The organism is Rhodanobacter sp. MP1X3, assembly GCF_014207165.1.
In the GTDB taxonomy this organism is placed as follows: domain Bacteria; phylum Pseudomonadota; class Gammaproteobacteria; order Xanthomonadales; family Rhodanobacteraceae; genus Rhodanobacter.
The window spans coordinates 1,268,876-1,282,261 of the sequence record NZ_JACHCO010000001.1 but is presented as its reverse complement, the minus strand read 5'-3'; the positions used below and the strand labels follow the sequence as shown (position 1 = coordinate 1,282,261).

The 13,386-nt window shown below is 61.6% G+C and carries 13 protein-coding genes; 8 read left to right on the top strand and 5 right to left on the bottom strand.

What is annotated here, in order from left to right; translation table 11 throughout:
- The first annotated feature begins 35 nt into the window (after positions 1–35).
- From HDE79_RS05255 to ptsP, 7 genes are all read left to right on the top strand, one after another.
- On the top strand, positions 36–1,508 hold the full coding sequence (locus tag HDE79_RS05255; protein ID WP_184600822.1) for an RNA polymerase factor sigma-54: 1,473 nt from the start codon (positions 36–38) through the stop codon (positions 1,506–1,508).
- 150 nt (positions 1,509–1,658) lie between these two features.
- Entirely contained in the window at positions 1,659–1,982 is a 324-nt protein-coding gene (gene raiA / locus HDE79_RS05250; protein ID WP_184600821.1) for a ribosome-associated translation inhibitor RaiA, read from the top strand.
- Between the two features lie 184 nt (positions 1,983–2,166).
- Entirely contained in the window at positions 2,167–3,117 is a 951-nt protein-coding gene (hprK, locus tag HDE79_RS05245) for an HPr(Ser) kinase/phosphatase (protein ID WP_184600820.1), read from the top strand.
- 4 nt (positions 3,118–3,121) lie between these two features.
- A complete protein-coding gene (rapZ, locus tag HDE79_RS05240; protein WP_184600819.1) occupies positions 3,122–4,027 on the top strand; it encodes an RNase adapter RapZ in 906 nt (301 codons plus the stop codon).
- 37 nt (positions 4,028–4,064) lie between these two features.
- Complete coding sequence (locus tag HDE79_RS05235; RefSeq protein ID WP_184600818.1) at positions 4,065–4,457, top strand: PTS fructose IIA subunit family protein; 393 nt, start codon at positions 4,065–4,067, stop codon at positions 4,455–4,457.
- Positions 4,458–4,465: 8 nt separating this feature from the next.
- Positions 4,466–4,735, top strand: a complete 270-nt coding sequence (locus HDE79_RS05230; RefSeq protein WP_184600817.1) for an HPr family phosphocarrier protein — start codon at positions 4,466–4,468, stop codon at positions 4,733–4,735.
- A 139-nt stretch (positions 4,736–4,874) separates the two neighbouring features.
- A complete protein-coding gene (gene ptsP, locus HDE79_RS05225) occupies positions 4,875–6,620 on the top strand; it encodes a phosphoenolpyruvate--protein phosphotransferase (protein ID WP_184600816.1) in 1,746 nt (581 codons plus the stop codon).
- 84 nt (positions 6,621–6,704) lie between these two features.
- Here ptsP and HDE79_RS05220 read toward each other — a convergent pair whose 3' ends face one another.
- Positions 6,705–7,586 carry a LysR family transcriptional regulator gene (locus HDE79_RS05220; protein WP_184600815.1) on the bottom strand — a complete coding sequence of 294 codons (882 nt, stop codon included), beginning with the start codon at positions 7,584–7,586 and terminating at the stop codon, positions 6,705–6,707.
- An 86-nt stretch (positions 7,587–7,672) separates the two neighbouring features.
- On the opposite strand from HDE79_RS05220, the gene HDE79_RS05215 reads away from it, so the two are divergent.
- Positions 7,673–8,710 carry a YeiH family protein gene (locus HDE79_RS05215; RefSeq protein WP_184600814.1) on the top strand — a complete coding sequence of 346 codons (1,038 nt, stop codon included), beginning with the start codon at positions 7,673–7,675 and terminating at the stop codon, positions 8,708–8,710.
- 102 nt (positions 8,711–8,812) lie between these two features.
- On the opposite strand, the gene HDE79_RS05210 is transcribed toward HDE79_RS05215, so the two are convergent.
- The 4 genes from HDE79_RS05210 to HDE79_RS05195 form a co-directional block, all read right to left on the bottom strand.
- Positions 8,813–9,652: a hypothetical protein gene (locus tag HDE79_RS05210; protein ID WP_184600813.1), complete on the bottom strand. Its 840-nt coding sequence runs from the start codon at positions 9,650–9,652 to the stop codon at positions 8,813–8,815.
- A 142-nt stretch (positions 9,653–9,794) separates the two neighbouring features.
- The gene (gene tsaB, locus HDE79_RS05205) at positions 9,795–10,487 is read right to left on the bottom strand and encodes a tRNA (adenosine(37)-N6)-threonylcarbamoyltransferase complex dimerization subunit type 1 TsaB (protein WP_184600812.1); all 693 of its coding nucleotides are present in this window, start codon (positions 10,485–10,487) and stop codon (positions 9,795–9,797) included.
- A 349-nt stretch (positions 10,488–10,836) separates the two neighbouring features.
- Positions 10,837–12,792: an ATP-dependent DNA helicase gene (locus HDE79_RS05200; RefSeq protein WP_184600811.1), complete on the bottom strand. Its 1,956-nt coding sequence runs from the start codon at positions 12,790–12,792 to the stop codon at positions 10,837–10,839.
- 57 nt (positions 12,793–12,849) lie between these two features.
- Positions 12,850–13,386 carry a tetratricopeptide repeat protein gene (locus HDE79_RS05195; protein WP_184600810.1) on the bottom strand — a complete coding sequence of 179 codons (537 nt, stop codon included), beginning with the start codon at positions 13,384–13,386 and terminating at the stop codon, positions 12,850–12,852.

The window sequence follows — 13,386 nt, the reverse complement described above, 5'->3', positions numbered from 1 at the left end:
TTAGGATGTCAGCGAGTTCCTTCGATCGGGCTGGCATGAAACCTGCTCTTCAGTTTCGTCTCCATCAACAGCTGACCCTGACGCCGCAACTGCAGCAGGCGATCCGCCTTTTGCAGCTGTCGCAGCTGGAGCTGGAAGCGGAACTGCGTCAGATCGCCGAGAGCAACCCACTGCTCGAGTTCGCCGAAGAAAGCGATGACGTCGAGCCGGCCGATGGCGAAGAAGCTGACACCGACTATACCGAGCGCACCAGCGCCGCTGCCGGCACCGAAAACGACAACAGTAACGACGACACCAGCGAATGGGCTGATGGCGGGGGCACCGCCGAATCGCCGATTGATTTTTCCAGCAGCAGCCTGGGCAGCAAGAACAGCAGTACCGCCACGCGCGGTGACGGCGATTTCGAACCACAGAACGCCGCACCGGAAACGCTGCAGCAGCATCTGCTGTGGCAGCTCAACATGGCGTCGTTCAATCCACGCCAGCATGTGATTGCCACCGTGTTGATCGATGCGATGAATGCCGACGGCTATCTCACGGAAGGCCTTGAAATCCTGCTGACGGCTTTGCCTGATGGTTTCAAAGCCAGTGTTGAAGAATTGGACACCGTACGTCGGCGACTGCAGGGCTTCGACCCCGCTGGCGTGGGCAGTCTGGACCTGCGTGACTGCTTGCGCGTGCAACTGGAGCAGTTTGCCCCTGACACACCACATCGCGAGCTGGCCCTGCGCATCGTCGATACCGAACTGGAGCTGCTGGCGCGCAACGACAGTGCGCGCCTGGCACGTCGCCTGCGCGTCACCGAGGACGATGTGATCTCCGCTGCCGTACTGATCCGCAGCCTTGACCCGCGTCCCGGCGCTGCGCTCGACGCCACGCCGGTGGAATACGTCGCACCTGATGCTTACGCCTTGCGTGACGGTACCCGCTGGCGTGTCAGCCTCAATGCCGATTGCCAGCCCAAGCTGGGGCTGAACCAGCACTATTGCGGCCTGATCGCCCGTGCCCGCGGCGAAGACGCCAGCTGGATGCGTGGCCAGCTGCAGGAGGCACGCTGGCTGATCAAGAGCCTGGAATCACGCGCCGAAACCTTGCTCAAGGTGGCTGAGGTGATCGTGCGCCGGCAAAGCGCCTTCCTCGACTACGGACCGGAGGCCATGCATCCGCTGGTGCTGCGCGAAGTGGCCGAAGAAGTCGGCATGCACGAATCGACCATTTCGCGCGTAACCACGCGCAAATATCTGCATACACCGCGCGGCACGTTCGAGCTGAAATATTTTTTCTCCAGCGGCGTATCGACAGAAGACGGCGGCAGCGCATCGGCCACTGCGATCCAGGCCATGCTGCGCAAGCTGATCGATGCCGAAGACACCCGCAAACCCCTATCCGACCAGGCTATTGCCGAGGAACTCCATCGCAAAGGTATCCAGGTTGCCCGCCGTACCGTCGCCAAATATCGCGAAGGTCTGCGCATCCCCAGTTCCAGCGAACGCCAGCGTGTCAACTGAGCGGTTGCGCATGTCACACGGGAACTTGTCCATGCCCAAAGCGTCCCTATACCTGTAGAGAGTGATACATCGATATGTCGACTGCCGCATGACAGCTTCATATCGCACCCGCCGCGAAACGCGGCAATGCACCAACAGAGGAGGCGCCCCATGCAATTCCAACTCAGCGGTCAGCATATTGAAGTCACTCAGGCCTTACGGGACCACGTTACTGCCAAGCTCGACAAACTCACACGACTTGACGACAGGCTGATCAGTCTCTCGGTCGTCCTTTCCGTCGACAAGCTGCAACAGTTTGTTGAAGGTACCTTGGCAGCTACCGGCGCCACCCTCCATGCTGAAGCCGCTGAAACCGATATGTACGTATCCATCGATGTCATGTTCGACAAACTTCTCTGCCAGCTACGCAAGCACCGCGAGAAAATCTCCGATAAACATCAGCGCGAGGCGCGCCAAGAGCGCCTGTACGGATAAATAACGCCTGATCCTGCGGCCCGCCCTGCCATTGATCGACGATTGATGGCGCGGTGGGCCGATCCGTCTCAAAGGCGCCGGTCAACGGCGCCATCATGAAAGCGCTTCCACGTCCAAGCTGGCACAATGGTCACGTTGCCGCACAAGCCCACCGGGCTGATATTGCGGCACAAAGGACCAGCACTTGGATCGGATCAGCGCGCGACAACTTTACGACGGCGTTCACGAACGCATGGGCCTGCGCTGGATTTCCGGCATGCGGGGTGAGGCGCGTGCGCTCGATCCCGGCGCTGCACAATCCCGTCGCCCGTCGCTGATCGGCTATCTCAACGTCATTTATCCGAACAAGATCCAGATCGTCGGTACCGAGGAGCTGAATTTTCTCGACGGGCTGGATTCGCGCCAGCGCTGGGAAGTCATCCACAAGGTCGCGGCCTATCAGCCGGTGGCGTTGATCGTCAGCAAGGATCAGACCATTCCTTCTGACCTTCGCGAAGTCGCCGAAGAAACCAACACGCCGCTATGGATCAGCCCCAAACGCGGGCACGAGCTGCTGACCTACCTGCAATATCACCTGGCGCGGCTGCTGGCGGCCAAGACCACCTTGCACGGTGTGTTTCTGGAAGTGTTTTCGATCGGCGTGCTGATCACCGGCGAGGCGGGCTCTGGCAAGAGCGAGCTGGCGCTGGAACTGATCAGCCGCGGCCATCGGCTGGTCGCCGACGATGCCACCGAATTCACCCTCATTGCACCGGACGTGATCGACGGCAACTGCCCCGAGCTGCTGCAGGATCTGCTCGAAGTGCGCGGACTGGGTGTACTCAATATCCGTGAAATGTTTGGCCACATGTCGGTCAAGCCATCCAAATACCTGCGCCTGGTGATCCATCTGAAGCCGATGCGCGATGGTGAGGAAACCGATGCGCTGACCCGGCTCACCGGCGATATCGGCCATCGTGAAATCTTCGACGTGGCCGTACCGATGATCACCATTCCGGTTGCCTCGGGACGCAACCTTTCCGTGCTGGTGGAGGCTGCCGTGCGCAGTCATGCGCTGAAGAGCAAAGGCATCGACCCGGCACAAACCTTTATCGATCGCCAGGCGCATCAACTGAACCGGCTACCGCCGTGGTAATGCCATGACTGACGACAGCAAGCCCCTGATAACGCCACTCGTCGACGCGCGCGAGATCCATCTCATCGTGCTTACCGGCCTGTCCGGCGGCGGCAAGACGGTGGCGTTGCGCGCGCTGGAAGATCTCGAGTTCTACTGCGTCGACAACCTGCCTTCGGCCCTGCTACCCGAGCTGGTCAATGCCGTGATCCAAGGTAACGGTGGCATGCATCGGCGCATTGCCGTTGGCGTGGACGTGCGCAATCGCGGTACGGATTTCGCACAAATGCCGAAGGTACTTTCCGATCTGGCAGCGGCCGGCGTACAGGTTCAGCTGGTTTTTCTCGACTGCCGTGACGAGGTCCTGATCAAGCGCTATTCGGAAAGCCGTCGGCGCCATCCGCTAGCCATGCGTGGCGTGTCGCTGGCTGATGCGATCGCTGAAGAGCGCCGGCTGCTGCGCCCGCTGATGGCCATCGCCGAAAAGGTGATCGACTCCAGCGAACTCAACGTTCACCAGCTGCGTCGCCTTATCGCGACCGGTTACGCGCGGGCTACCGAAGGGCTGACCCTGATGTTCCAGTCGTTCGCGTTCCGTCGCGGGCTGCCGCTGGATGCGGACTTTGTGTTCGACGCGCGCTGCCTGCCGAACCCGCACTGGCATCCACATCTGCGGCCGCTGTCGGGCAAGGATGCGCCGGTGCGTGACTTTCTCGATATCGAACCGCTGGTCGGCGAATACTTTACCGACACCGCGCGCTGGCTGGATGCATGGCTGCCGCGCTTTGAGCAAGATGATCGCAGCTACATGACCATCGCCATCGGTTGCACTGGCGGCCGGCATCGCTCGGTCTATCTGGTCGAAAAACTTGCCACCCATTTCCGCGCACAACGCGACGGCGTACTCACCTTTCATCGCGAACTCGAGTGACAACCATGCCTCGCCACACCACCATAGAGTCACGGGCATGAATGTCAGCGTGCTGTTGATGACCCACGAAGCCGTCGGCAATGCGTTGATTGCCGCCGCGCATCACGTGATGCCCAAGCTGCCATTGCAAGTTGCTGCGGTAGAGATCCCGCCGCAAGCTGACCCGGACGTGATGCGCACGCTTACCGCGCGTCATGCTCGCGAACTCGACCACGGCGATGGTGTCCTAGTGCTGGCCGATTTGTATGGAGCCACACCGTGCAACATCGGCCTGTCGCTCGGTGCGCTCGGCGTACGTTTGCGCTGCGTTTCCGGACTCAATCTGCCCATGCTTTTACGTGTACTCAATTACGCCGACAAACCGCTGGACGAACTAGCCGAAATCGCGGCCAGCGGTGGCCGCGGAGGAATCTTCATCGATCATGCCTGACCCTATTTATGCTTGAACAAGAGATCGTCGTTTCCAACAAGCTCGGCCTGCATGCCCGCGCATCGGCCAAGCTGGTGCAGCTCGTTCAGGGATTCAAAGCTACTGTATGGCTGGTCAGCCGTGGCCGCGAGGTCAATGCCCAGAGCATCATGGGCGTGATGATGCTGGCCGCCGGCATCGGCACGCCGCTGACCATTCGCGCGGATGGCGCGGATGAGCAGGCAGCGGTAACCGCGATCGCGGATTTATTTGCGCGCAAGTTCGACGAAGGAGCTTAAGGATGAAGCTGGGCATGGAAAACAGGAATCAGGAAACGCAGCGAAAGCTGTGCCAGCACTTGCCTGCTTTTTCCACTCCCCGCCGGGCCACCTTGGGTGGCTCTCTATTCCACCTTCCCCGCACCGCCGGAGCCATCGCATGAGGCATGTGCTCAGCGGCACGATCGCCGCTCACGGCATGGCCTTGGGGCGCGCGCGTCTCGTGCAGCCCAGCCGCTACAGCGTCGACACCCGCCCGCTGGCCGAGGACGAAGTCGAGGAGCAGATCGAGCTAATGCATCGCGCGCTCGACACCGCCCGGCAGGAGTTGCGCGAACTGCGCGGCAAGCTGCATGGCGCGCTGGCGCGCGAAGTCAACGAATTTATCGACGCGCACAGCCTGCTGCTGGACGATGGCGAGCTGCTGCGTGGGCTGGACGACATGGTGCGCATCGGCCACTACCGTCCCGGCGCCGCGCTGAAAAAACAGCGGGATCGTTTGTCCGCCGTGTTCGAGGCGATGGACGATCCCTACCTGCGCAGCCGCAAGGAAGACATCGAGCAGGTGATCAACCGGGTGATCTCCGCACTGCAGCGGCAGACCAGCCCCGAAGAACGCAAGCTGGCTGCACGCGTGGGCGAAATCCTGATCGCCGACAGCATCGCGCCAGGCGATATGGCGCAGCTGGCCGGCAACGGCTTGCTCGGCGTCGTCGGCAGTTCCGGTAGTCCGTATTCGCACAGCGCGATTCTTGCCCGCAGCCTCGGCCTGCCAATGCTGGTGGGCACCCGCGATGCGCTGTCGAACATCCACGACGACGATCTGATTTTGCTGGACGCCGAACGCGGCGAAGCGGTGGTCCATCCGAATGCGCAGGACCTGTCGCGATACCGTGCCTGGCAGCGCGATGCCGCGATCGAGGGCCGGCGCCTGGCCATGCTCGCCAACGCGCCCACACGTACCCGCGACGGCATCGAAATCTGCCTGCTCGCGAATGCCGAAAGTGCCAACGACGTCGCTGCCGCGCGCGCGCGCGGTGCGGATGGCGTGGGGCTCTATCGCACTGAATTCCTGTTCCTGCGGCACAAGGGCTTGCCATCGGAAGACGAGCAGTTCATCGCTTATCGTGACCTGGTCATGGGCATGGGCGGGCTGCCGGTGACCATTCGCACACTCGACCTCGGTGCCGACAAGGCCGACGCCGCTGGGCTGGTGGTGCGCGGCGAGGAAAATCCGGCGCTCGGCGTACGCGGTGTGCGCCTGTCGCTGCGCTATCCGGCGGTGTTCACCACACAGATCCGCGCGATCCTTCGCGCCGCCTGCTACGGCCCGGTCCGCGTACTGGTGCCGATGGTCACGCAACCGGACGAATTGATCGCGGTGCGCACCCTGTTCCGGCTGGCGCGACAGGATCTGAAACGCGAAAACGTCGACCTGCCGGAGAAACTGCCTCTGGGCGCGATGATCGAAGTACCGGCCGCGGCAATCAACGTGCGCGCGCTGCTGGAATATTCCGATTTTCTCGCCATCGGCACCAACGATCTCGCGCAGTACGTACTGGCCGCCGATCGCGGCAACGACGCGCTGGAAAACATCTACAACCCACTGCAGCCTGCGCTGCTGCGACTCTTGTCGCACGTCATCAGCGCCGGCCGTCGCGCGAAAAAACCAGTAAGCCTGTGCGGCGAAATCGCCGGCGATGTGAACTTCACTGCGCTGCTGCTGGTGCTGGGCTTGTGCGAATTCAGCATGCATCCGACGCAGATTCTGCTGGTGCGCGACCGACTCGCCACGCTCGACCACGCCCATTTACGTCGCCAGGCCTCGCGACTGCTTCGTGCCCACACGCATGAGCAGGCCGAGACACTGATGAACGAAATTCTCGGTGCCTGCATCGCGTCATGACGCGTCGCGTCGCTGTTGGCATTACGCGCCCCATGCGGTCTCGACAAGTCAGCACGACAAGTTCCCGCGCCAGGAAGCCAAACTCTACTGATCGGCGCTTTCCAGGAACGCATCCAGCAGCATGCCGCGGTATTTCTGCCGATGCAGCAGCAGGGAAAGCTTGCGCCGCAGATCGAGGAACGGCGTTTTCAACGCCTTCAATCGCCCTGCGGCCAGTGCATCGGTCACCGCCACGGCGGGGAGAAACGCAATACCCAACCCGGCCACCACGCTCTGCTTGATCGCCTCGATCTGGTCGAGCTCCAACACGGTTTCGCCGGGCGGCAGTTGCGCCATCACGCGCTCGCTGATCGTGCGCGTGGCCGAACCCGGTTCGCGCATCACCCAGCGCGCGCCGAGAAAATCCGCCGGCTTCAAATTGCGCTTGCGCGCCAGCGGATGATCCGGCGGCGCACACACCACCAGCAAGTCATCACGCCACGGCCGCACTTCCAATAACGGATGCGTCACCGGCCCTTCGACACAGCCGATATCGAGGCTGTGATCGAGTACGCCGGCCGCGATGGTTTCGGTGTTGGCCACACGCAGGCGTATCACGACATGCGCGTGGCTGCGCACGAAGGCACCGAGCAATTCACCAACACGGTAATTACCAACGGTGTTGCTGGCGCCGATGCGCAGCTCGCCCGTCAGCGTCGCCGCACCTTCGCTACCGCGACGGCCAAACTCCGCGTGACGCTCCAGCAGCTCCTGTGCGAGCGGCAGAAGTTCTCGACCACGCGCATTCAGGCGAAGGCGACCACGCTCGCGCGCAAACAGCGGCGCATCCAGCTGCCGCTCCATTTCCGCCAGCGCCATGCTGGCAGCCGGCTGGGTCAGGTGCAGGCGCTCGGCCGCCGCACGCACGCTGCCGTGCAAGGCGATCTGCACAAACACATCGAGCTGGCGTGGACTGATATTGATCATCAGTGAATCTTATCGCTTCTATCAGATATTCCAAATTTTATTGATGGAAAATGACGCAGACAATGGTGCATCTACGGAGCCAGACCATGAACGCCCACGTCATCCATGCGCAACCCATGCAGCAGCGGTCGCTTGTCTCCGGCCTTGCCCTGGCTGTCGGCATTGCACTGGTTGCGCTCTGGCTGGGCCACCTGCTGCCGCTTGTCGGCGGCCCAGTCATCGGCATTGTGTTGGGCATTATCGTCGGCAACCTCGCATCGCCCGGCGAACGCTTCCGGCCAGGCATAGCTTTCGCCGGCAAGTACGTGCTGCAGTGGTCGATCATCGCGCTGGGTTTTGGCCTGAGCCTGAGCCAAGTCGCCAGGACCGGGCTGCAGTCGCTATCGGTCACCGTCGTGACGATGACCGTGGCTTTTCTCTCGGCGTGGCTGCTGGGCCGCTGGCTCGGCGTACACGACAAACTGAAGATCCTGATCGGCGTGGGTACCGCGATCTGCGGCGGCTCAGCCATCGCCGCCATCACGCCGATCATCCGCCCCGAAGATCACGACACCGCCTTCGCGATATCGACCATCTTCCTGTTCAATCTCGTCGCCGTGCTGCTGTTCCCGCTGCTTGGTCACTTGATGCACCTGTCAGACCTCGGCTTCGGTCTCTGGGCCGGTACCGCGATCAACGACACCTCGTCCGTGGTCGCCGCCGGCTACAGCTACAGCAAGACCGCCGGTGACTTCGCCACCATCGTCAAACTGACCCGCGCCACGCTGATCGTCCCCGTCTGCCTCGTATTGGCTTTCGTCGTCGCCGCGCGCGAAAAGCGCAAAGCGGCGAAGGACGGCAGCGCCGGCAACTTCAGCCTCGCCAAAATCTTCCCCTGGTTCATCCTGTGGTTTCTGGCAGCCTCGGCCGTACGCACCGCCAGCCTGATTCCTTTGGCCATCCAGCCGTCCATTCACTTCGCCGCCGAATTCCTGATCATCGTGGCACTTACCGCCATCGGACTGTCCGCCAACCTCCGCCGCATGGCAGCCAGTGGCGTGCGGTCGATTTTGCTGGGGCTAGGTGTCTGGGTCGCGGTAGCCGTCAGCAGTTTGCTCGTGCAGCGAATGATTGGGCAGCTTTAAAAACCTGGTCGCGCCATTTATTTTAACGACACCGGGTAAATCCCAATGACTGCTTCGGGTCAAAGCGACATTTCGATTGTCATTCAATCCTATGACTGAGCTTTACATAGCGGGATGCTCGAAGTTGGCGACTATCGGGCACCTTCCTTCGCACACCATAGTTACCTTGCCATGTGCCAAATAAACTGACCCACGCATAAAGGCAGCTCCCGTTGCATTGGCCGCCAAGACATGAGGCACGGCTTCACGAACGAAGATATCCGGAATACGCATGATCTCTGCATAGTACTTGATGACATCTTCCGGACGGTTCCAAGCATGAAATCCTGATCGAAAGCCGACCGTATAAAAAGGATATTGAAGAAGCGCAGCAAAAGCGGATCGATCGTTTACAAGTATGGCTCGTCGTAGCTTGAGAGCCACGATGTCATCCATCTGCTCTTCGCCTTCATTGCCAGCGACCCATTCGCCATCTCGATGCAGGTCGATTCGCCGACTCTTGTTCGTCGACAAGGACTGCCATGTACCAAGGGGTGCATCGCAACGTGCAGGATATTCTTTTGCCGACACGGGATCTTGCCAAGGCTCCAAATGCTGAGCAAAACTCAAGCTAATGTGGCCGGTTGGATGTCCTTGAGAGTCTCGCTCATCAAGGTCTGCACCAGTTGCGTCCGCTCGCAGAGTTCCCGACAGCTCCAGCAAACCCGGTTGGTCACTATAGCCATAGACGCCGTCAAGATGATCCGTCGCCGGATCAAGATGCAGCATCATTCGCACATCATGGCTTCCAATAACACCGAAATAGATGGCCCCATGCTCAGGTCGTCCCAGCCCATGGCGCCAATCGCTGGTCGTACAGGCTGCCAGCGCGTTTTTCGCGAGAAAAGCGAAAACGATGAAGTAAATCCATTTAGCTGAGTTACCAAAAGCTCGATGTGCCATTTACCCTCCGTGACCTATGCATCTTTGGCCGAAACGTCCGCTTCGGGTGGCGGTCTCAAGCGGTCGGAAGCGGACATTACGAGTACCCATTTCAGCCCTCGGAAAATTTTTTCCACTGCGTCCTTTCATCCGCCAAAACAACTCAAGCCTTGCCCTGCTCCACCAAAGTCAGTGCCACCTTGTCGCGTAGATAAACCGGCAGCGCGAGTTCAGGCGCTTGCGCGCGGCCAGCCTTGAACTCCTGCATGGCGAGTTCGGCAACGTGGGCGGCTTGCGGGTAGCGGGCGCCGTCGGCTGAGCGAAGAACTCCCGTGAAGTGCTCGCTAAGTACCGTCGAGTAAGCAGCCCAGCCGGTACCAACGACCTGCCAGGTCGGTGCATCGGGCAGCAGCAAGGATTCGGGCTTGCATACGCGCTCGTCATCCAGCGCGATCAAGCCGCCATTCTCGTCGCGTCGATAACAGGCGGCATAGATTTCACCCATGCGGGCGTCGATCACGGCGAGGATAGTTGCGTCGCCGTCTTCCGGTGCTTCCAGTGCCAGCGCGGCCAGCGAAGAGATGGTAATGACTGGCAGATCGAGCGCCAGCGCCATGCCTTGCGCCAGCGACACGCCGAGGCGTACACCGGTGAAGGCGCCTGGGCCCCGACCAACCGCGATCGCATCCAGCGCATGCCGGCCGATGCCCGCCTCGGCCAGCAAGGCGTCGGCCATTGGCAGCACCAGCTCGGTATGGCGACGCGGCGCGATTTCGCTGCGGGCAATGATGTCCTGGCCGTGGATCAAGGCAACGGAGCACGCTTCGGTAGCTGTTTCGATGGCAAGCAGATTCATGGCGTCATTCTCGCACCCGCGGGAAATCCATGACAGCCGAGCCGGCGGCCGCGCGGCGGGCGGGAACCGGGCGAATCAAGGCGGGATGATGTCGGTGACCAGACGGTAATGTAGCGATGAAGGCGGTGCCTGACTTGTTACCGCGTCAGCTACCCCTTACCAGCGTGTCCTGATGAAACACCATCTACCAATGGCCATCTGTGCGCCGCCATATCGTCGAACGATGTTAGCGGGTCGGCGCTGGCGTAGTTCTTCCAGCACATCTTGCAGCACGGGATCGGTGACGGAATTCGGTTCTTATCCAATCCACCAGGTCGAACTCGTGGTGCACCCGATTTTGAGTTAACCGTCAGGCCGACCTTTCATTCGCGACCAACTGCGGCGCCGATGCACCATCAAAGAACGCCTGCACGTCGGCCAATTCGCGCGTGCGCGGCATTGGTGGCAGGCTCGCGAGAAATAGACGTCCATATCCCTTGCTGGTCAAGCGCGGATCGCACAGCACCAGTACGCCGCGATCGTGCATGTCGCGGATCAGTCGGCCCACACCTTGCTTCAACGCGATCACGGCGTTGGGCACCTGCCAGCCCATGAACGGATTGATGCCGGATTGCTCCAGCGCCTGCAGGCGCGCCATCAGCACTGGATCGTCCGGCGCAGCGAACGGCAGCTTGTCGATCACCACGACAGAAAGCGCCTCACCCGCCACGTCCACGCCTTCCCAAAAACTCGCCGCACCCAGCAGCACGCCGTGGCCACTGGCACGAAACTCTTCCAGCAGGCGTGGCCGTGGTGCAGTGCCCTGCACGAACAGTGGCCATGGGCACTTGTCCTGCAGCAGCTCGGCGGCGCGGCGCAGCGCGCGATGCGAGGTGAACAGCAGAAACGCGCGACCGTTCGAAGCGTGCAGCACCGGCAGCACAGCCTCGATCACCTTGTCGGTATAGTCGCGCGCGTTGGGGTCCGGCAGTGGCGGCGGCAGATAGCACAGCGCCTGCTGCGCATAGTCGAAGGGACTCTGCAGACTCATCGTCTGAGGATCCTCCAGTCCAAGCTGTCGGGCGAAATGGCCAAAGTCGCCCGCCACCGACAGCGTCGCCGAGGTATGTATCCACGCGGCCTGCGTCCGCTCGCGCAGATTGCGCATCGGCGCTGCCAGATCCAGTGGCGTGGCGTAGAGCACGAAGCCGCGCGGGTAATGCTCGTACCAGCGCACGTCGCGGTCGGTGTGATCCTCAATGATGCGGTCGAGTCGTCCGCTCAAAAGCAAAGCCCGCTCGTGCAGATTGTCGAAGCCGCGCGAGCGCTCGGCCTGCGAGGCGAGCAGTTCGGCCAGCGTGGAAAGAAGATCGCGCAGGTCGCTGAGCGCCAGATCGACACCGGGCTGATCTTCCAACTGCTGGAACGCGCCGCGTTGTGGCAGCGCATCCATCGTCAGACGTAACTGGCGTACGGCATTCTGCAAAGCCTCGACCGGCTCCAGCATGAGGCCGATCGCGCCAGTGATGCCATTGCATTCGGCCAACGCGTCCTGCGCCAGTTCAGTGAGCTGGCGCGCGCTGATGCTCTGCGAAAAGAACTGGCCGGCGAGTTCGGGAATCTGATGGGCCTCGTCGAGAATGAAAGCCGCGGCTCCCGGCAGGATTTCGCCAAAGCCCTCCTGCTTCAACGCAAGGTCGGCGAACAACAGGTGATGATTCACCACGACGATTTCCGCTTCCTGCGCTTCGCGGCGTGCCTTGACCACGTGACAGTCTTCAAAGAACGGACACTCCACGCCAAGGCAGTTTTCAGGCGTGGAAGTGACCCGCGGCCACAGCGGCGATTCCTCCGGTACTTCGGCAAGCTCCATCCGGTCACCACGCCGCGTGCGTGCCGACCACGCGCGGATCGTCGCCAGCTGTGAAGCCTGCGTGCGATCGAAGGTGGCGCCCTCGCGCACGGTCTGGTCGAGCCGGTACAGGCAGAGATAATTGGCGCGGCCTTTCAACAGCGCTGTCTTCAAGCGCGCACCCAGCACCGAACGCACTTTCGGCAGATCGCGAAAATACAGCTGGTCCTGCAGCGCCTTGGTGCCGGTGGAAATGATCACCCGCTCGCCCGACAGTAGCGCCGGGACGAGATAAGCGTAGGTTTTGCCGGTGCCGGTGCCGGCCTCGGCGATCAGCGTTTCGCAACCCGCAATGGCCTGCTGCACGGCGATGGCCATCGTCTGCTGCGCCTCGCGCGGCGCGAAGTTCGGCAGCTCGCGGGCGAACGGGCCGTCGGCACCAAGCAGGGCGCCGATGTCATCGTGTTCAATCATTCACGCAGTATCGCCCAGCACACCCATGCGGTGAAACGATAACCGCCGGTGTGGGCTTCAATAGCGCGGCTGGCCTGGCTTGTGGCACTGCTGCACCCATTTGCGCGCGGTGACGGCGCCGGCCTGATCGTTCTGCTGCAGGCGGATCTCGACCACGGTCTGCCAGTTGCGCGCGCACAATGGGCCGAGCTTGGGACCAATCGACCACGACTGGTGCGCAAGCTTTTCGGCCATCGGGTAATCCTTCATACGTACCGCGATTTCGGCGCGATCCTGCAGCAGGTCCGGTGAGTTCGGGCTGAGCTTGATCGCCTGATCGAGCTTGCCGGCGGCGTCGGCATAACGACCAGCCTTCTCGTCCACCTGCGCCGCGTCCTGCAAACCGGCAACACCCGCGTCGCGCAACGGATTGACCGCGATCACCGACTGCTCACGATCGCCTGCGGCGCGGATCGAGGCCACCAAGTCATAGCTGGGAGGCGTGTAAGCCGGTGCGGTAGGCGTCGGAGCAGGCTCGAACAGGCTGCATGCGCCGAGCGATGCGGCGGCTAGCAACAGAAGCAAAACAGAAGCGGGCTTGGAAACAGGCAACAT

What these genes read in the sequence shown, in the direction of transcription:
- HDE79_RS05255 (WP_184600822.1), top strand. Translation starts at nt 36, where the DNA reads ATGAAACCTGCTCTTCAGTTTCGTCTCCATCAACAGCTGACCCTGACG.
- raiA (WP_184600821.1), top strand. Translation starts at nt 1,659, where the DNA reads ATGCAATTCCAACTCAGCGGTCAGCATATTGAAGTCACTCAGGCCTTA.
- rapZ (WP_184600819.1), top strand. Translation starts at nt 3,122, where the DNA reads ATGACTGACGACAGCAAGCCCCTGATAACGCCACTCGTCGACGCGCGC.
- HDE79_RS05235 (WP_184600818.1), top strand. Translation starts at nt 4,065, where the DNA reads ATGAATGTCAGCGTGCTGTTGATGACCCACGAAGCCGTCGGCAATGCG.
- HDE79_RS05230 (WP_184600817.1), top strand. Translation starts at nt 4,466, where the DNA reads ATGCTTGAACAAGAGATCGTCGTTTCCAACAAGCTCGGCCTGCATGCC.
- ptsP (WP_184600816.1), top strand. Translation starts at nt 4,875, where the DNA reads ATGAGGCATGTGCTCAGCGGCACGATCGCCGCTCACGGCATGGCCTTG.
- HDE79_RS05220 (WP_184600815.1), bottom strand. Translation starts at nt 7,586, where the DNA reads ATGATCAATATCAGTCCACGCCAGCTCGATGTGTTTGTGCAGATCGCC.
- HDE79_RS05215 (WP_184600814.1), top strand. Translation starts at nt 7,673, where the DNA reads ATGAACGCCCACGTCATCCATGCGCAACCCATGCAGCAGCGGTCGCTT.
- HDE79_RS05210 (WP_184600813.1), bottom strand. Translation starts at nt 9,652, where the DNA reads ATGGCACATCGAGCTTTTGGTAACTCAGCTAAATGGATTTACTTCATC.
- tsaB (WP_184600812.1), bottom strand. Translation starts at nt 10,487, where the DNA reads ATGAATCTGCTTGCCATCGAAACAGCTACCGAAGCGTGCTCCGTTGCC.
- HDE79_RS05200 (WP_184600811.1), bottom strand. Translation starts at nt 12,792, where the DNA reads ATGATTGAACACGATGACATCGGCGCCCTGCTTGGTGCCGACGGCCCG.
- HDE79_RS05195 (WP_184600810.1), bottom strand. Translation starts at nt 13,386, where the DNA reads ATGTTGCCTGTTTCCAAGCCCGCTTCTGTTTTGCTTCTGTTGCTAGCC.